At 70.2% G+C, this 14,589-nt stretch carries 24 protein-coding genes, 1 tRNA gene and 1 pseudogene; 19 read left to right on the top strand and 7 right to left on the bottom strand.

Annotated features, from left to right (window positions below):
* Window positions 1–5: 5 nt before the first annotated feature.
* The 15 genes and pseudogenes from ACIBEA_RS29740 to ACIBEA_RS29670 all read left to right on the top strand — a co-directional run bounded on the left by ACIBEA_RS29740 (window position 6) and on the right by ACIBEA_RS29670 (window position 8,174).
* Window positions 6–857, top strand: coding sequence for a hypothetical protein (locus ACIBEA_RS29740; protein ID WP_399266099.1), 852 nt, complete (start codon window positions 6–8; stop codon window positions 855–857).
* A gap of 9 nt (window positions 858–866) precedes the next feature.
* Window positions 867–1,988, top strand: a complete 1,122-nt coding sequence (locus ACIBEA_RS29735; protein WP_399266097.1) for a hypothetical protein — start codon at window positions 867–869, stop codon at window positions 1,986–1,988.
* The gene (locus tag ACIBEA_RS29730; protein ID WP_399266096.1) at window positions 1,988–3,070 is read left to right on the top strand and encodes a hypothetical protein; all 1,083 of its coding nucleotides are present in this window, start codon (window positions 1,988–1,990) and stop codon (window positions 3,068–3,070) included. The genes ACIBEA_RS29735 and ACIBEA_RS29730 overlap by 1 nt, the downstream gene beginning before the upstream one ends.
* Window positions 3,067–3,783, top strand: coding sequence for a hypothetical protein (locus ACIBEA_RS29725; RefSeq protein WP_399266094.1), 717 nt, complete (start codon window positions 3,067–3,069; stop codon window positions 3,781–3,783). The genes ACIBEA_RS29730 and ACIBEA_RS29725 overlap by 4 nt, the downstream gene beginning before the upstream one ends.
* Before the next feature lie 8 nt (window positions 3,784–3,791).
* Window positions 3,792–3,947 carry a hypothetical protein gene (locus ACIBEA_RS29720; RefSeq protein WP_399266092.1) on the top strand — a complete coding sequence of 52 codons (156 nt, stop codon included), beginning with the start codon at window positions 3,792–3,794 and terminating at the stop codon, window positions 3,945–3,947.
* A 49-nt stretch (window positions 3,948–3,996) separates the two neighbouring features.
* Entirely contained in the window at window positions 3,997–4,635 is a 639-nt protein-coding gene (locus ACIBEA_RS29715; protein WP_399266090.1) for a hypothetical protein, read from the top strand.
* Window positions 4,636–4,977, top strand: coding sequence for a hypothetical protein (locus ACIBEA_RS29710; RefSeq protein WP_399266088.1), 342 nt, complete (start codon window positions 4,636–4,638; stop codon window positions 4,975–4,977). It begins immediately after the preceding gene.
* 19 nt (window positions 4,978–4,996) lie between these two features.
* Window positions 4,997–5,359, top strand: a complete 363-nt coding sequence (locus ACIBEA_RS29705) for a hypothetical protein (protein WP_399266086.1) — start codon at window positions 4,997–4,999, stop codon at window positions 5,357–5,359.
* The gene (locus ACIBEA_RS29700; RefSeq protein WP_399266084.1) at window positions 5,360–5,794 is read left to right on the top strand and encodes a hypothetical protein; all 435 of its coding nucleotides are present in this window, start codon (window positions 5,360–5,362) and stop codon (window positions 5,792–5,794) included. It abuts the gene before it with no gap.
* 46 nt (window positions 5,795–5,840) lie between these two features.
* Window positions 5,841–6,158, top strand: coding sequence for a hypothetical protein (locus ACIBEA_RS29695; protein ID WP_399266082.1), 318 nt, complete (start codon window positions 5,841–5,843; stop codon window positions 6,156–6,158).
* Window positions 6,159–6,274: 116 nt separating this feature from the next.
* Window positions 6,275–6,580, top strand: coding sequence for a DUF6221 family protein (locus ACIBEA_RS29690; protein ID WP_399266080.1), 306 nt, complete (start codon window positions 6,275–6,277; stop codon window positions 6,578–6,580).
* Complete coding sequence (locus tag ACIBEA_RS29685; RefSeq protein ID WP_399266078.1) at window positions 6,577–7,611, top strand: hypothetical protein; 1,035 nt, start codon at window positions 6,577–6,579, stop codon at window positions 7,609–7,611. Before ACIBEA_RS29690 ends, ACIBEA_RS29685 begins: the two co-directional genes overlap by 4 nt.
* Before the next feature lie 47 nt (window positions 7,612–7,658).
* Window positions 7,659–7,826: a hypothetical protein gene (locus tag ACIBEA_RS29680; protein WP_399266076.1), complete on the top strand. Its 168-nt coding sequence runs from the start codon at window positions 7,659–7,661 to the stop codon at window positions 7,824–7,826.
* A 37-nt stretch (window positions 7,827–7,863) separates the two neighbouring features.
* On the top strand, window positions 7,864–8,037 hold the full coding sequence (locus ACIBEA_RS29675; protein WP_399266074.1) for a hypothetical protein: 174 nt from the start codon (window positions 7,864–7,866) through the stop codon (window positions 8,035–8,037).
* 34 nt (window positions 8,038–8,071) lie between these two features.
* Window positions 8,072–8,174 (top strand): annotated as a pseudogene (locus tag ACIBEA_RS29670).
* Window positions 8,175–8,338: 164 nt separating this feature from the next.
* Here ACIBEA_RS29670 and ACIBEA_RS29665 read toward each other — a convergent pair.
* The 5 genes from ACIBEA_RS29665 to ACIBEA_RS29645 all read right to left on the bottom strand — a co-directional run bounded on the left by ACIBEA_RS29665 (window position 8,339) and on the right by ACIBEA_RS29645 (window position 10,764).
* Window positions 8,339–8,593: a hypothetical protein gene (locus ACIBEA_RS29665; protein WP_399266072.1), complete on the bottom strand. Its 255-nt coding sequence runs from the start codon at window positions 8,591–8,593 to the stop codon at window positions 8,339–8,341.
* Between the two features lie 188 nt (window positions 8,594–8,781).
* On the bottom strand, window positions 8,782–9,009 hold the full coding sequence (locus ACIBEA_RS29660) for a hypothetical protein (RefSeq protein ID WP_399266070.1): 228 nt from the start codon (window positions 9,007–9,009) through the stop codon (window positions 8,782–8,784).
* Between the two features lie 9 nt (window positions 9,010–9,018).
* Window positions 9,019–9,165: a hypothetical protein gene (locus tag ACIBEA_RS29655; RefSeq protein ID WP_399266068.1), complete on the bottom strand. Its 147-nt coding sequence runs from the start codon at window positions 9,163–9,165 to the stop codon at window positions 9,019–9,021.
* 32 nt (window positions 9,166–9,197) lie between these two features.
* Window positions 9,198–9,641 carry a GNAT family N-acetyltransferase gene (locus tag ACIBEA_RS29650; RefSeq protein ID WP_399266066.1) on the bottom strand — a complete coding sequence of 148 codons (444 nt, stop codon included), beginning with the start codon at window positions 9,639–9,641 and terminating at the stop codon, window positions 9,198–9,200.
* A complete protein-coding gene (locus ACIBEA_RS29645; RefSeq protein WP_399266327.1) occupies window positions 9,607–10,764 on the bottom strand; it encodes a helix-turn-helix domain-containing protein in 1,158 nt (385 codons plus the stop codon). Before ACIBEA_RS29645 ends, ACIBEA_RS29650 begins: the two co-directional genes overlap by 35 nt.
* Window positions 10,765–10,989: 225 nt before the next feature.
* On the opposite strand from ACIBEA_RS29645, the gene ACIBEA_RS29640 reads away from it, so the two are divergent.
* Window positions 10,990–11,190, top strand: coding sequence for a hypothetical protein (locus ACIBEA_RS29640; protein WP_399266064.1), 201 nt, complete (start codon window positions 10,990–10,992; stop codon window positions 11,188–11,190).
* A 254-nt stretch (window positions 11,191–11,444) separates the two neighbouring features.
* Here ACIBEA_RS29640 and ACIBEA_RS29635 read toward each other — a convergent pair whose 3' ends face one another.
* On the bottom strand, window positions 11,445–11,675 hold the full coding sequence (locus ACIBEA_RS29635) for a helix-turn-helix transcriptional regulator (protein WP_399266062.1): 231 nt from the start codon (window positions 11,673–11,675) through the stop codon (window positions 11,445–11,447).
* A 390-nt stretch (window positions 11,676–12,065) separates the two neighbouring features.
* Window positions 12,066–12,137: transfer RNA gene (locus ACIBEA_RS29630), tRNA-Val, on the bottom strand.
* Window positions 12,138–12,252: 115 nt separating this feature from the next.
* Between ACIBEA_RS29630 and ACIBEA_RS29625 the strand changes: the two genes are divergently transcribed.
* The 3 genes from ACIBEA_RS29625 to ACIBEA_RS29615 all read left to right on the top strand — a co-directional run bounded on the left by ACIBEA_RS29625 (window position 12,253) and on the right by ACIBEA_RS29615 (window position 14,581).
* Complete coding sequence (locus ACIBEA_RS29625) at window positions 12,253–13,497, top strand: hypothetical protein (protein ID WP_399266060.1); 1,245 nt, start codon at window positions 12,253–12,255, stop codon at window positions 13,495–13,497.
* Window positions 13,498–13,597: 100 nt separating this feature from the next.
* A complete protein-coding gene (locus tag ACIBEA_RS29620; protein ID WP_399266058.1) occupies window positions 13,598–14,350 on the top strand; it encodes a DUF4383 domain-containing protein in 753 nt (250 codons plus the stop codon).
* A gap of 9 nt (window positions 14,351–14,359) precedes the next feature.
* Window positions 14,360–14,581 carry a zinc ribbon domain-containing protein gene (locus ACIBEA_RS29615; RefSeq protein WP_354381856.1) on the top strand — a complete coding sequence of 74 codons (222 nt, stop codon included), beginning with the start codon at window positions 14,360–14,362 and terminating at the stop codon, window positions 14,579–14,581.
* Window positions 14,582–14,589 lie beyond the last annotated feature (8 nt).

Here is a 14,589-nt window from a genome sequence, read left to right as displayed (position 1 = left end):
GCCTGATGGCAACACAGCTCGGCTCCCGGACCGTCACCCTAGGCGCCCGCCAGCTCTCCGTATCGGATGACTCCGGAGTGGACTGGGTCGTCACCGACGTGAAGGGGTGGGGCTCGCCAGGAGTGCGAGCCGAGTCCTCGCAGCGGCAGTCAGACCACGGCGGATGGCCCTCCAAGGTCTATCTCGACCCGCGGCCCATCACCATCGAGGGCAGCATCGAGGCCCCGACTGAGGCTGACCGCGACGCTGCAGTCGAGCAGCTCATCGCCGCAGTCTCTCTGGACGACACGACGCTGACTGTCGCCGAGACCACCCCCAAGCAGGTCACCGTCCGCCGGTCAGGCGAACCACTCATCCTGCTGGAGGGCCCTTACGGCGCCACGTACAGCGTCCTCGTCACGGCCTACGACCCGCGGCGCTACTCAACCACTCTTCAGTCAGCCTCCACCGGCCTGCCGTCCACAACGGGCGGCCTGGTCCTGCCCATCGTCCTGCCGATCACCATCACCGCGACGACCGTGTCGGGCACGATCACGCTCGCCAACGCCGGGTCGATCGGCACCCGCCCGACGCTCACCATCACCGGCCCGCTGCCCAGCTTCGTGATCGTGGCCGCGCGCCCGGACGGCACGATCACCCAGCAGACGTACACGGACGCGCTCGGCGCCGGCGACGTCCTCGTCATCGACTCCGCCGCCCGGACGGTGACCCTCAACGGGAGCGTCTCCCGCCGCCGCTACCTGTCCGGTTCCTGGCTGGAGATCCCGCCCAACAGCTCGGTGTCCCTGTCCTGGACGTCCCCGTCCTACGACCCGTCGGCGATGCTCACCGGCTCCTGCCGGTCCGCCTGGATGTGAGGAGCCTCCATGCCTACCGACCCCCTGTGGCTCCCGACGATCTCCTACGCCGAGGACGAGCTCCGCAGGATGGACTCGCTGCTGGTCATGGGCAATGGCTCGGCGCTCGGCTCCCGCGCGGGCGTCCGCCCGGGCGACCCGGGGCTGACGACGACCCTCGCCGGATCGGTGATCAACGTCTCTGCCGGAGTGGCCTCCCTGCACCGGTCCGGACAGGGCCTCTATCGCGCCTATTTGAGTACGTCTACCTCGCCGGGGTCAGTCGCGGCGGCGCACGCGACCTTTGCCAGGATCGACCTGGTGTACCTGCGGGTGTGGGACACGTCCGTGGACTCGAGCGGACTCCTGAAGGCTGACGTCGTCTACCTCCAGGGCACCGCGTCCGGATCGCCGGTTGCCCCGACGCCGGGCGCCACGGAGATCTACCTCCCCCTCGCCACGATCTCCGTCCCCGCGTCCGGCGGCGGCTCCCCTTCCGTGTCTACCGCGGTCCGCCCGTACACGGTGGCTCCGGGCGGCGTCCTGCCATGCACGACGGCGACGGCCCCATCCACCGGCGGACCTGGGCAGATCATGTACTACACGGACACCGAGACATTCTGGTACTTCAAGGCCGACGGCACGACGAAGGCGGTCCTGCTGGACTCGGCCGGTGCGACGACGATCGGTAAGTCGATCTATGCCCGCAAGACGGCGGACACGACCCGCGCGTCCACGACTGCCTACTCCGCCGACCCGCACCTGACGGTGGCCGTCTTGGCAAACGCCGTCTACGAGGTGGAGGCGCTGATCCTCTACTCCGCCGACGCGGACCGCGACCTCAAGCTCGGCTGGTCCGGGCCCGCTTCCTCCAGCATGCAGTGGGTCGGCCACAACTTGCTGGGCTTCGAGACCGGGGCCGCCGCGGACAACCTTCCGATCGACGGACAGATCCTCGGCGACCTCGGCTACCAGGCGGGTGGGCGCGTCGCCGGATCCAACAGCGAGATCGCGACGATGACGGTCCGCGGCATCTTGATCACTGCCGGGTCTGCTGGATCGCTCACCTTCCGCTGGGCCCAGATCGTGTCCGGCGCGGTCGGCACCATCGTCCGGAGCGGCTCCTACGTGAAGGTCACCCGGATCTCCTGATGGCCGCAGCCTACGAACTCACCTGGCTGGCCTGCGATCTGGCGTCCGGCAGGGTCGCGGAGGAACTCCCGAGCCTGACGGCCGGGCAGCTGTCGCGGCGCCTGGGCGCGGTCACCAGCAGCCAAATGGACCTGCACCTAGGAGACATCACTCCGGACTGGGAGTCGGCCACCGACCCGGGCCGCACCCTCCTCATGGCCGTGGACACCCTGACCGGGCTACCTATATGGGCGGGGATCACCCTCGTCCGCGAGGGCGGGTCCGAGGACTCCATCCACCTCAGCGCATGCTCCCCGGAGGGCTACCTCGACCGCCGATACCCCGGCACCTACACGGCAACAGGCACGGACGCCTCCTCGGTGATGGCCGATCTGGCGGCGCCCGCGGCATCAACGGGCCTGCCGATGATCTTCGACACGACGGCGTCCGGGCTGCTCATCGACTACGACCTCGCCGACACCGACGACAAGTCGATCCTCTCCACGATCCAGACCATCACCGCGATGGCGGGCGCCCCCGAGTGGACCATCGACACCGTGTGGGCGGACGCGGCACAGACCCGCGTCCAGCACGTCCTGCGGATCCGCCCCCATATCGGCACCGTCACCAGCACTCCCGAAAGCGTCTTCGACCTGCCAGGCTGCGTGGCCACCTACAAGTTGACCGAGTCCTACGAGCAGGGCAAGGGCGCCACCGTCGTCATCGCGACCGGCGAGGGCGAAGGCGACACCCGCATCACCTCCGACGTCCAGACCGCCGACGACCTGATCGCCGCAGGCTGGATCCGCTGGATCCACCGCTACAGCCCCGGCACCGGCATCACCGACGTGGACCAGCTCAACGCCCACGCGCAGGCCACCCTGGCCCTGCTGCGTTCCGGCGCCCGGGCATGGACAGTGGACGCCGTCGCGTCCGCGGCCCCGCGGCTCGGCACCGACTGGGCGCTCGGCGACAGCGTCCGGCTCCTCGTCGAATCCTCGCCCCGGCACCCGCTCGGTACCGAGCTCGTCGCGCGCGCCTACGGCTGGGACCTCGACGCGGCCGCGAACAAGATCTCGCCGATCCTCCTGGAGGAATCGTGATCCCCGCCGACCAGCTGCCGTCCGGACTCGCCGGCCTCTGGAAAGCCGTCCAAGACCTGCGGCGGGACATCAAAGAGCTACGGGCTGCCCGCTCGACCGCGCGGATCGGGACCCTGCGGGTCTACACCCCGGACGGGGTCGTCCTCGTCGAGGCCGGCCCCGTACCCGACACACACCTGGACGGGTCAACCCAGTACGGGGTGCGGATGCACCGCGAGGACGGGACCCTCGCCCTGACCGTCGCCGCGGTCCCGTCGGTGTCGGGATCGGACACGCAGTCCCTCACGATCTACGACCGGAACGGCAAGGCCATCGTGGGCGACGACCCCGTGAGCGGCGGCCTCGCCGGACCGCACATCCCGATCCCGTTCGGCCGCTCCTACTACCTCGACTGGGCCGGCACTTCGTCGGCGACATTCGCCGACCTGCACCAGGCAACGATCCGGCGGCAGCAGGCGTCGGCCTACCTGGTGATCGCCCACACGAACGACACCGCGGCAGCAACCGGCGAGATTCAGGTCACGGCCAACGGGACCGTGGTGCCCGGATCAGTGACAACGACCTCGTTCCTGGCGACTACCGCCACGATCGGCCCCTTCGTACTGCCTGGCGACTACGGCGGCACCGTCGACCTCCGCGTCCAGGCCCGCCGGACGGCCGGCACCGGCACCGTCCGCTGCGAGGTCATCGCCGCATCCGAGATCCAGGCCTAGGGGGACCCGTGTCCACGCCCGAAGAGCCGCCCGGCGCCCGCAGCCTGCCCGTCCCCGAGCTGCCACAGCCCATGTCCGTACAGGTGCCGCCCGAGATCCCCGACATCCCCGAGCAGCCCGAGGACCCCGGCCCGGGCGGCGGCGACACCACGCTCACCACTTGACCTCAGCCCCCGAACCCGCCGTCGGGGGCTCTTTGATGAAAGGCCCAGCATGGGCGAGATCTGGATCCCCGAAGCCGAACGCCTCGGCGATGGCAACATCGCAGGCGCAGGCGCCATGGACACCCCCACCCTGCCGCCCCGCGCCGTCTGGCACACCACCGAGGGCAGCTCCGGAACCAACGCGGCGTTCCACGACACAGCCAACTACCTCATGTCGGAGAACTACGAGCCGCACCTGCTGTACGACCCCAAGACGGACCAGCTCGGCCAGTTCGGCCCGCTCAACCAGTCAGCCAAGGCGCTGGCCAACGCGGGCAGCACCCGCACCAACCGGACCGGCCTCGTCTGCATTCAGATCGAGGTCATGGCCCGGGCCGGCACTCCGTTCACCGGCTACTGGAAGCCCGGCAAGAACTTCGCAGCGCTTCTGCGGGCACTCCGCTCGTGGGGAGTCCCTGACGCGTGGCCTGCGGGGGCGCTGTCCAAGTCGGGCAGCGACGACGTGTCCCGCTCCCTGGCCACCTGGACGACCAAGGGCGGCCACTACGGGCACTGCAACATACCCGGAAACGATCACTGGGACCCCGGCGCTATCGACCGGGGAGCCCTTCTCTCCGCGGGCAGCGTGCCAGCTCCCAACAACCCAACGTCCGCCGACCGGCGGCGACTCGACGAAGAGGTGAGGTAGATGGCAGTCGTCATCGGCGAGGTCAAGCCCGGATTCCTGGCGGACAACAAGGCCAACGCCACCATGATCCCCCTGCCGCCACAGAACGGGGGCACGCTGCGCTGGGGCCGGGTGTACGTGAGTTTCGCCACCGACTTCGGCGACGCCACCCTCCGCGTCGCGATCTGGGGCAACTCGATCTGGCGGGTCAGCGAACTCAAGGTCACTTCCACCGGCGGCCGGGCCGCGATCTACATCCAGGACGGCGACGAGAAGGTCTCCGTCGGCCGGGTCAAGGCGGGCGCGACCGACACCGGCGACTGCCCCGTCGCCTACCTCCTCGAGACCACCCTTCAGCCCTGACCGCGGGAACGGAACACTCATGAAGATCTTCAATCGGGAGCCGGCGCTCTGGCTCGGCCTCGTCGCCATCGGCGTCAAGCTCCTCGCCGCATTCGGCCTCGACGTCTCTGCCGACCAGCAGGCCGTCATCAATGCAGTCGCCGCGGCCCTCGTCGGCCTGGCCCTCGCCGTCATGGCGCACGACGCGATCGGCGCCGCCGTCCTCGGCTTCGCCCAGGCCGCCCTCGCCCTCGCAGTCGGCTTCGGCCTCAACTGGTCCGCCGAGCAGCAGGCCGTCGTCCTCGCCGCAGCCGCCGCGGTCGTCGCCATGTGGGACCGGACACAGATCACCGCACCGGTACCGGCGGCGGCAGTCCAGCGCGCCCCACTCACGGGCGTGTAGATGCGGTGCCGTGCGGTCCGGCGGCTGAGCCGAAGGCTGGGCCGCCGCGGTGCGATTCTCACCTCCTACGGACTCGTCTGGCTGCTGTACGGCTACGCCCAGCTCGTCACGCCGCAAGTCGACCAGCGCGGCCTCGCCTTGCTGCTGCGGATGATGCCGCTCGACGCCTGGGCGTGGTGCTGGATCGCCGCCGGCGTCGTCGCCTTGGTGTGCGCATGGGCTCCGCCGGGCCGAGACGCCGCTGCCTTCCTTGCCCTCGTGCTCATCGTCGTCCCGTGGACAGCGACGTACCTGGTGGCCTGGCTCTCCGGGGGCTACCCCCGCGGCTGGGTGGCGGCAGCGGTATGGACGGTCATCACCGTGCCCGTCCTGGTGGTTGCGGGGTGGCCCGAGCCGTCCCGCCGCAAGAGAGCGGATCCTCCGTATGAATGCTGAGACGTGGGCCTCGATAGGCGTGTCGGCTGTGACAGGCGCCAGCGGCGTGTGGGCTGTGCGGGCGGCACGGAGGACGCCGAAGCAGGACCGGCGGGACGACTTCACCGCTGTCAGCCAGCAGCAGGCCGCCATCAACGACCAGCAGGGGCGCGCGATCGAGAGACTGGAGCGGCGCGTCGAGCAGGGCGAAACGAAAGTGGCCGCGCAGCAGGAGCGCCTCGCCGAGAACGACGAGGCCATCGCCTGGGCCCTAATCCGGATCCGGGACCTCGTCGCCTACATCCGCAAGTCCGGCGGGGAGCCGCCGAATCCGAGACCGATGTCCGCCCGCGCAGCCCGCGTCCTTGAGCGCAGCGACGTGTGAGAACTGGAGTGCGAGCAGCCCCCTCCCGGCCGGGAGGGGGCATTTTGCTGTGCCGTCAACTGGCCTGCACCAGCGATAAGATGCCATATCGGCGCCCAGAATTGGTACAATTGAGCATGACCGAAGAGCTGATCAACTTCCTGCGGATCTGCCTCGACGAAGAGGCCGCCATCGCCGACGACTGCACGGGGCCGGACTGGCAGGTTGACCCCGGCGACGGAGTCAACGCGCTTCACATCGCGCGTCACGACCCGACCCGCGTCCTCGCTGAGATTGAAGCCAAGCGGCGCACCCTGATCCGCTGCCAAGAGGAACTCATGGCAGGCATGCCGCGCCTCACTCACTTCATCCAGCAGACCCTGCGGGAGATGGCGCTCCCCTACGCTACACACCCGAAGTTCCCTGTGGCCCTCGCCTCGTGAACCACGACCACGCCCTCCCTGTACGGCAGACGGTGCCGCCGTCTGCCGCACCCGCCGCCTACGACCCGGCGACCCTCGCCGTCCTCGCCGCCATGGAACAAGCGGCCGAGGAGCACCTCGACGCCATCCGCCCCCACAACACCAAACGCGGCTACGAGAACGACTGGAACCTCTGGGCCGAGTTCCACAGGTGGCTCGCCGAACGCACCGGCCACCCACTGGCGCTCACCGACGTCACCAAGGGGACGCTCGTCGGGTTCGTCATCTGGCTCGACACGGTGAAGATCGCAGCACCCGCCAGCATCGACCGGCGGATCACCGGAGTCACGGTCACCGCCCGCTCGCTGGGCGTCGCGGTCTCCAAGGACGCCACCGTCGCCGCGCGGAAAGCGCTCAAGCCGCTCAAGCTCGACCCCGACCGCATCGCCCGCGGCCGCGGCAAGGCGCCCGCCGCCACCCCCGAACAGCTCCGCCAGATGCACGCCGCCGCCCCCGCTGGACTCGCTGGACTCCGCGACCGCGCGCTCTGGCTCGTGGCGTTCGGGATCGCCGGCCGCTCCGCCGAAGTCTCCGCCCTCCGGGTCGAGGGCATCAAGCACGTCAGCGAGGGTCTCGACGTCCACGTCCCCAGCGTCAAGGGACGCCCGCCCCGAGACGTCGTTGTCGCCAAGGGCAGGAACCCCGACACGTGCCCCGTCCGCGCCTGGCTCGCCTGGAAGGCCGCTGCCGGGATCACCAGCGGCCCCGCGTTCCGGCCCGTCAGCATCCACGGACACCTCGGCTCCGAGAGCCTCTCCCCGTCCGGCTGCCAAGAGGTCATCTCACGCAGCGCCGAACGCGCCGGAGTCGCCGTCCGGCTCACCGGCCACTCCATGCGGTCAGGGTTCATCACCACCTCCCGCAAGGCCGGGAAGCGCGAGGAAAAGATCCGCGCCCAGTCCGGCCACGCCGCCAACAGCCCGGTGTTCTGGGGGTACATCCAGGAGGCCGACCGCTGGGTCGATGCCGCGAGCGACGACATCGGGCTCTGACCAGCCCTTAGGGGACCGTTATGCGTTACCGACTGGAGGGAGACCCGATGTACCGCGTGTACGGCACGACGAAGGCCCACCCGTCCGACGCCGACTGGACGCTGCTGCTGGAGTCAGCGGATCCGGTCGAGGCGACCGCGCTGGCGCACGAGTCCGAGGGGACGTTCTGGCGCCGGCTCACCGAGGACGGGCAGATCGTCCTCACCCGCGTCTGACCGCCCTGCCACACTGAAGCCAGCCGAAGGAGGCGCCGTGAAGGTCATCATCGACGGTACGTGGGAGCTCGACCTGACGGCGCCGCCCCGCGTAGGCGAGATCATCGCCGGTGGCGAGAGGACGGGACGCGTTGTCGAGGTGGTCTGGTTCATGCCAGACCAGTTCGACGACGAGGTTCGGGTACACGTTCAACTGGAGGGCAACCCCTGACGCCTGTCGGCGCCCCGTGCCACACTGGGCGGCGTCCTTCGTAACTCAGCGGCAGAGTGCTCGGTGCACCGCCCCGCGGGGTAACGCCCTCGGGGTTACGGAAAGAGTGGTCGCGGGTTCGAATCCCGCCGAAGGGCCTGACGCCCGTCCTTGACATAAGCGGGGGCGGGCTTTCTGCTATCCGGAATCTTGCTCTGTCATATGCCTACCGGCCTGCGGATCTCCGTGCGTATGGTGTGGCTCCGGACCATCCCGGGCCCAGCGCCCTCCCGGCTCCCCACGGGAGGGTTGCCGCGCGCCGTCAGGGCAGGTCGGCCGGAGGCGGTCCGGTCTCGGCTTCATACGTGTGCGGCGCGTCGCCCTGCCATTCGATGGCCACGCTGTCTCCGAGGACCAGGTCGTCCGGGTCCGGGACCTCGATCCGCCGCAGGAACTCGATCACGTCCGCATCCCCATAGGCGACGCCGAGGATCGTGTCGTGGCCCTGCACGCGGATGGTCACCCTGCGGCCGCCCGACGGGCTGATCCGGTGCACGACGATCGGGGCGTGGTCCATACCTCCAGCCTGCAGGCTGCCGGTCCACGCGGCATCTCGGGAATCGGGCCGCTGTCAGTGCCGTCACCGACAATGAGGGCATCATCCGCGAGCATCCTGAGCACGCGGGACTGCTGCTGGCTGCAGCCGTGCGACACCGCCCCACCGGACCCCATATAGGGGACAGCGACCGGCGGGGCGGAGCACTGTCAGGCCTCGACCTCGCGGGCCGCCTTCTTCGTCGCCATCTCCACCTCGTACCGGTTCTGCCCGGTCGCCGCGGCGTGCGCGGTGATGGCAGCCTGGGACGCGTCGACAGCGTCATGCCACGGCTGCCACGCCTCCACGCTGTACGTGCCGGCCGTTGCCGTCTCCCGGGCCTCGTTGGCCGCGCGCTGAAGCTGGATGAGTTCGTCGGTGAGTTCGATATCTGCCACGGGCGGAGCTTAGGCGGCGGGTACGACAGTGGCCCGCAGCCACTCGGCGAGGAGCGCGGCGTACTCGTCCGTGCCGGCCCGCCCCGCCGCGACGAGGGCCCGGATCGCCTCGTTCAGCTCGGCCGCGCGGTCCTCGGCGACAGCATCAGGGATCATGTCGCACAGGCTAGCGGGCAGCACCCACAGAGCTACTGCTCGAGCCGGTAAAAGACCTTCCCGTCGCGGGGCTCGGCGCCCAGCGCCTTGTAGAACTCGAGCGCGGGCGGGTTGTCGCGGTCTGCCGTCCATTCCACCCGCGAGCAGCCGGTCGCAGCCGCCTCGACCTTGAGCTGCTCCATGAAGGCGCCCGCCACACCGCGGCGGCGAGCCGCCTTCCGGACGTACAGCTCCTTCAGGTACAGGCTGGTGTCCGCACCAGCCGCCGGCCACAGCAGCGAGTACGAGGCGAGGCCCAGCACCTGCTCGCCGTCGCGGGCCAGGAGCACCGTCGCCGCGGGCCGGACACCAAAGAGCGCGGCCCGGATCTGCGCCGGATTCCCGGGCGCCGGTTCCCCGCCGTAGTACGCCTCGATCTCGCCGAGGATCACGGAGATGACGTCAACGTCCTGCTCGGTGGCCTGCTCGATCAGCACTGCTGTCCCTCTCGCCAGGGGGCAGCGCCAGGATCTCGCGCAACACCCGCACCTCCGGCACCGTCCGTGCCTCGGGCACCCTAGCCGCCACCTCCCGCGCCCGGTAGATGATCAGAGCGGACCGGTGCTCCTCCGGCAGATCCACGATCGTCGTCGTCGCGCGGACCGCGGCTCCCGCGACGTCACCACGGATCGCGGACCCTATGGCCTGGTCGAGCGCGATCAACGCCCGGTCGGTGTGATCCCGCCGCGGGTACAGCTCGAGGGCGCGCTCCTGCTGCTCCGCGGCACGCTCGACGTCCTCCAAGTGCGTCCAGGCGTTCCCAGCGTGGAAACGCAGCTGCGACTCCGAGTACCCGAAGGCCGACCCAATCCGCTCCGTCTCCGGCAGCCGCTCCAACGCCACCTCCGCGCGAGACAGGGCCTCGACCGCACCGTCCCGCTGCCGCAGGACCGCAAGCGCCCGCGCCTCGAGCGGCGCGGCCAGCGCCGGACCCACGCACGGCAGACCCCCGGCCAGCTGCTGGGCCCGCGCGGCCAGCTCCACCGCACCCTCGAGGTCACCGCCGTAGTACAGCTGATAGGCCTCCTGTGCGTAAATCCACGCCAAGGTCGTCCGGTCATCGGCCGCGGCAGCCGCAGCCCGGCCGGTACGCCACCACGCCCGCGAGCGACTGTCGCCCAGCTTCAGCAAGGTGAGCGCCATGAGTCCCGACATCTGCGCCACCGCGACCGTCAGGCGCTTCCGCGCGGGCGCCGGATGCCGATGCGTCAAGACGAGGCGTAGATCCGTGAAGTCGGCCAGCAGCTCCGGCAGCAGCTCACCCTCCGGCCGATACCGGGTCGCCCGCCCGTGCCGGCCGACCGTGTACTCCCACTCATCCAGAGACGCGTCCGTCAGCGGCCCCGCGGCCAGGGTCTGGTGCAGGCCCTGCTGGAGCGCGTCCGCCTGATCCAGTGGCGACGAGCCGGGGCGAACATCCGCCAGGGCGATCAGCTCACCGCCCGCGCCGAGGGCCTGGTCGAGGGCCGCAGCGATCACGGTCGTCGGCTGCCGCTTGCCCGTCTCCAAGTCGCTGACGTGCGTTTTCCCGCAGGCAGCGAGGCGGGCGACATCCCGCACTGACCGGCTGCCGCGCAAGCGCCGTAAGGCATCGCCGAAAGATTCAGGCACGAGGGACCTCCGCTGTCCGCGGTGTCCGCAGAGCTGCGGACGGGAGCGGACACGCAGCACCTAGGCCTGACGGTCCGTGAGCGAAAGGCTATCCCTGAGCACACGCCGTAGTGAGCGAACCGGGAGAACTCCGTGACACCGCGCACCCCTCAGCCCAGCGACACGTTCGGCCACGTGACCCACCCCTGGATCGGCCAGACCGTCTACGACATCGCCAGCGGCCAGACCGGCACCCTGGCCGCGGTCGTCGAGGAGCCGACGGGCTTCGCGTCCGGCGCCCCTCGCGTGGCCCGGCTGGCCTACGTCCGAAGCGCGAAGCAGGTGGAGTGGTCCACCGCCCTGGGCAATCTCAGCCTGGCCAGCGCTGCCCCATAGACCCCCGCCTCTCCTGCGGCGGCGGGGGAGGCGGGAATCCGGCCACGTGAACGGGCGTTCGCTGCCACAAATGTTCGCGCGTATGTTCGACTTGCCAGCAGCCAAGTCACCACTAGAGCGTGACCGTTGAGACAGGCTGGCGCCCGACGTGAAGTATCCGTCTGCATATATCCATTTACACACTGTTGAAAGTTTCACAGGACAGGCAGACTGGATTCCGTTCGCATGGCCGAAATTGGGCATACGACAGAGTGCTACGGCATGAGGTCTCTTGCCGGGAGGTGCAGGACGCGAGCGAGGCGGAGCAGGAGTGAGAACTTGGGATCCGTCTTGCCAGCCTCGGTCTTCTGCAGGGTTGTCCGATCGACTCCGGCCAACTCGGCAAGCTTGTCTTGTGTCAGATCAGCCGCCAGCCGGGCGTCGCGGATCCGGTTACCCAGGTCGATGCGGGCTTGCAGGATCCAAGGCGGTGTAGCGGGTTGCACCTACTAGACATTCAGACCTCAAGATCGTTTTGTCTGCGGGATATATCCCGCTTTTCGTGATCACGGCCGATCACTTGATCGGCACACAGGCCGCCGTGGATGCAGCGGCGCGGGCCCCACCGTCAGCGCGGCAGGGCGGCGTCAGGCATCTGCGGCAAAGGTGGCCCCCCTCCAGTACGCGGAGGGGGGCCACCGTCATTGGGGCTCTGAGCTGCAAAGACAACGAGATCCCTTGGGGGGAATTTGGGGGTCCCGGCCCCGTAGTAGTGCTGCGTCAGAACGTAGCGAGACTGCACTGACGCGTAGTCAAGGTGCACTAGATGCACGGAAAGCCCGGGTCGATGTGGCTCTGACCTGGGCTTTCCTTCACCTCGTTCGAGGTCAACGCGGTGGGCGCGGACGGTTTCGAACCGCCGACATCTGCTTTGTAAGAGCAGCGCTCTACCCCTGAGCTACGCACCCTTGGATGAGTGGACAGCCTACATGGCGGGCGGACCCCGGACGCAAACGCGATCCCGTGGGGGAGAATGGGCGAGGGCATGGTGGACGCGGTTGGACGCGGTACGGGAGAGGGATTGTGACGACGGCTTCCCGGCGGTGGTTCGGTGGGCGGGACGAGAGCCGGCGGGCGGAGGCACAGGCCGCCAAGGACGCGGCCGCCTCCGCGTTCTACGAGCTGGACACCGCTCAGCGGGATCTGCGGATCTCGATAGAGACGATCACGGCCGCGGACGGATCTCTGGCCGGGCGGCGGGCCGTCGAGGGGTTCGCGGAGCTGGGCCGGCGGATCGACGAGGTCAGTCAGGTCTACATCGAGGCCGTCGACGCGCACGACCTCGACCGGGACGACCTCGACGGCGCTGTGGCCGCGCGCGCCAAGCGGGAGCTGGAGCGGGCCCGGGACGAGCTGGTGCGGGTCAAGGGCGAGCTGGAGCGGTTCGACCAGGGGCTGCGGCCGCTGTTGGACAACGCCGAGTCGCAGCTGGCGCGGGTCGCGCCCGCCCGGGAGCGGGCCAAGGCCGCGCTGCTCGCGGCGGCCAACGCGCTGGACGCCGTACGGGCCGGTGGCCTGCGCGCCGACGATCTGGCCGCGCGGCTCGCGGCGCTCGGCCCGGAGTTGACCATGCTGAACCAGGGCGCCGCGCAGCACGGGGTGCCCGCCACGGTGCAGCGCGCCGACCGGATCCTGCGGGACGCGGAGGCGGTGCGGGCGGAGGCCGAGCGGCTGCCGGAGCGGGCTGCGGAGATGGACCGCCGGCTGGCGAGCCTGCGGACCCGGGCGCAGGCGTTGCGCAACCGTGCGGACCGGGTGGATCCGGTCCTGAGCGAGCTGCGGCGCCGGTTCAGTGCCGACTGTTGGCAGGACCTGCAGCACGTACCGGAGCAGGCGCTGGCCTCCGTACGACAGGCGGAGCAGCGGCTGACGGAGGCGGGCCAGGCCCGGCAGGAGCAGCGGTGGGAGGACGCCAGCGCGCTGATCACGACCGTCCGCGAGCTGTTCGACGCGGTGGACGAGGCCGTGTCGACCGCCCAGGACCGGCTGACCCGGCTGGAGGCGGTGGCCAAGGATCCGGAGGGCGAGGTCCAGCGGACCCGGTTCGCGATCCGGGACGCGCAGCGGCTGGCGATGGAGGGGCGCAGCGTGCCCGATCCGCGGCACGCGCGGCCGCTGGACGAGGCGGTGGCGCGGGTGGAGCGGGCGCTGGCCGGGCTGGAGGGGCGGCATCCCGACTACTGGCACTTCCTCCAGGAGATGGAGGGCGTACGGGCGGCCGTGGCCGGGGTCGTCCACGAGATGCGGGGGCGGCGCGGCACCGCCTGAGGCCCCGGCCCGGTTGTCCGGCGGTGGGCATCGGCGGATGCTGGAAGGTGCCGCAACGGAGCAGAGCCGGAGCAGAGCAGCCGGAGCAGAGGAGGGCGTCATGGCCGCCCACAGTTTCCACAGGCCCCGCAAGTCCCAGGTGACCCCTGCGTCCCCTGCATCCCCCGCGCCCCCCGGTCCGCATGAGACCTACGCGCCCCATGCGCTCTACGGGTGCCACGAGGCCCACGAGCACTACGCGCCGTACGTGGCCCACGAGCCCTATGCGTCCCACGGCCCACAGGGCTCCCCCGGGCTGGCGCGCCGGCTGCTCAATCCCGTCAACGCCCAGCTGGACGAGCACCTGCCCGCCGACCACAAGCTCAGCAAGGTCTACCGCGTCGGCGCCGGGCTGACCGGGCTGTTGCTGATCGTCTTCGGGATCCTGGGGCTCATCAACCGGATCGGGTTCTTCGACACCCGCGGGGACACGGTCCTCGCCCTGAACACCAACGGCACGCTGAGCATCCTGTCGATCTGCATCGGCGCACTGCTCGTGCTCGGGATGGTGATCGGCGGCAGCTTCGCCTCCACCCTCAACATCATGCTGGGCCTGCTGTTCATCGCGAGCGGGTTCGTCAATCTCGCGCTGCTGGACACCGGCCTGAACTTCCTGGCCTTCCGGATCCAGAACGTGCTCTTCAGCTTCGTCGTCGGCGTGATGCTGATGTGGTTCGGGATGTACGGGCGGGTGGGCAGCGCCCTGCCGCACGACAATCCGTACTGGCGCGCCCGCCACCCCGAGCAGGCGGCCAGGGAGGACCGGGCACGGGCCTTCGTCCCGGTCTCCCCGGGGGCGCCCCGGAGCGCTTAGCCTGTGCGCATGCCCCGTTACGAGTACCGCTGCCGGACCTGCGAGGACGTCTTCGAGGTCAGCCGGCCCATGGCCGAGTCCGCCGCGCCCGCGAGCTGCCCCGCCGGACACGGCGACACCGTCAAGCTGCTGTCGGCCGTCGCCGTGGGCGGCACCAGCTCCGCCCCCGCGCCCGTACGCGCGGGCGGCGGAGGCGGAGGCGGTTGCTGCGGCGGCGGAGGCTGCGGCTGAGCGACGCG

Origin of the sequence: Streptomyces sp. NPDC051555 (assembly GCF_044454405.1) — a bacterium.
In the GTDB taxonomy this organism is placed as follows: Bacteria; Actinomycetota; Actinomycetes; order Streptomycetales; family Streptomycetaceae; genus Streptomyces.
The sequence above is the reverse complement of the archived record's forward strand: the minus strand, read 5'-3'. Positions and strand labels throughout refer to the sequence as shown.

Coding starts and splice junctions, on each gene's coding strand:
- ACIBEA_RS29740 (WP_399266099.1), top strand. CDS start 6: ATGGCAACACAGCTCGGCTCCCGGACCGTCACCCTAGGCGCCCGCCAG.
- ACIBEA_RS29735 (WP_399266097.1), top strand. CDS start 867: ATGCCTACCGACCCCCTGTGGCTCCCGACGATCTCCTACGCCGAGGAC.
- ACIBEA_RS29730 (WP_399266096.1), top strand. CDS start 1,988: ATGGCCGCAGCCTACGAACTCACCTGGCTGGCCTGCGATCTGGCGTCC.
- ACIBEA_RS29715 (WP_399266090.1), top strand. CDS start 3,997: ATGGGCGAGATCTGGATCCCCGAAGCCGAACGCCTCGGCGATGGCAAC.
- ACIBEA_RS29710 (WP_399266088.1), top strand. CDS start 4,636: ATGGCAGTCGTCATCGGCGAGGTCAAGCCCGGATTCCTGGCGGACAAC.
- ACIBEA_RS29705 (WP_399266086.1), top strand. CDS start 4,997: ATGAAGATCTTCAATCGGGAGCCGGCGCTCTGGCTCGGCCTCGTCGCC.
- ACIBEA_RS29700 (WP_399266084.1), top strand. CDS start 5,360: ATGCGGTGCCGTGCGGTCCGGCGGCTGAGCCGAAGGCTGGGCCGCCGC.
- ACIBEA_RS29690 (WP_399266080.1), top strand. CDS start 6,275: ATGACCGAAGAGCTGATCAACTTCCTGCGGATCTGCCTCGACGAAGAG.
- ACIBEA_RS29680 (WP_399266076.1), top strand. CDS start 7,659: ATGTACCGCGTGTACGGCACGACGAAGGCCCACCCGTCCGACGCCGAC.
- ACIBEA_RS29665 (WP_399266072.1), bottom strand. CDS start 8,593: ATGGACCACGCCCCGATCGTCGTGCACCGGATCAGCCCGTCGGGCGGC.
- ACIBEA_RS29655 (WP_399266068.1), bottom strand. CDS start 9,165: ATGATCCCTGATGCTGTCGCCGAGGACCGCGCGGCCGAGCTGAACGAG.
- ACIBEA_RS29620 (WP_399266058.1), top strand. CDS start 13,598: ATGGCCGCCCACAGTTTCCACAGGCCCCGCAAGTCCCAGGTGACCCCT.
- ACIBEA_RS29615 (WP_354381856.1), top strand. CDS start 14,360: ATGCCCCGTTACGAGTACCGCTGCCGGACCTGCGAGGACGTCTTCGAG.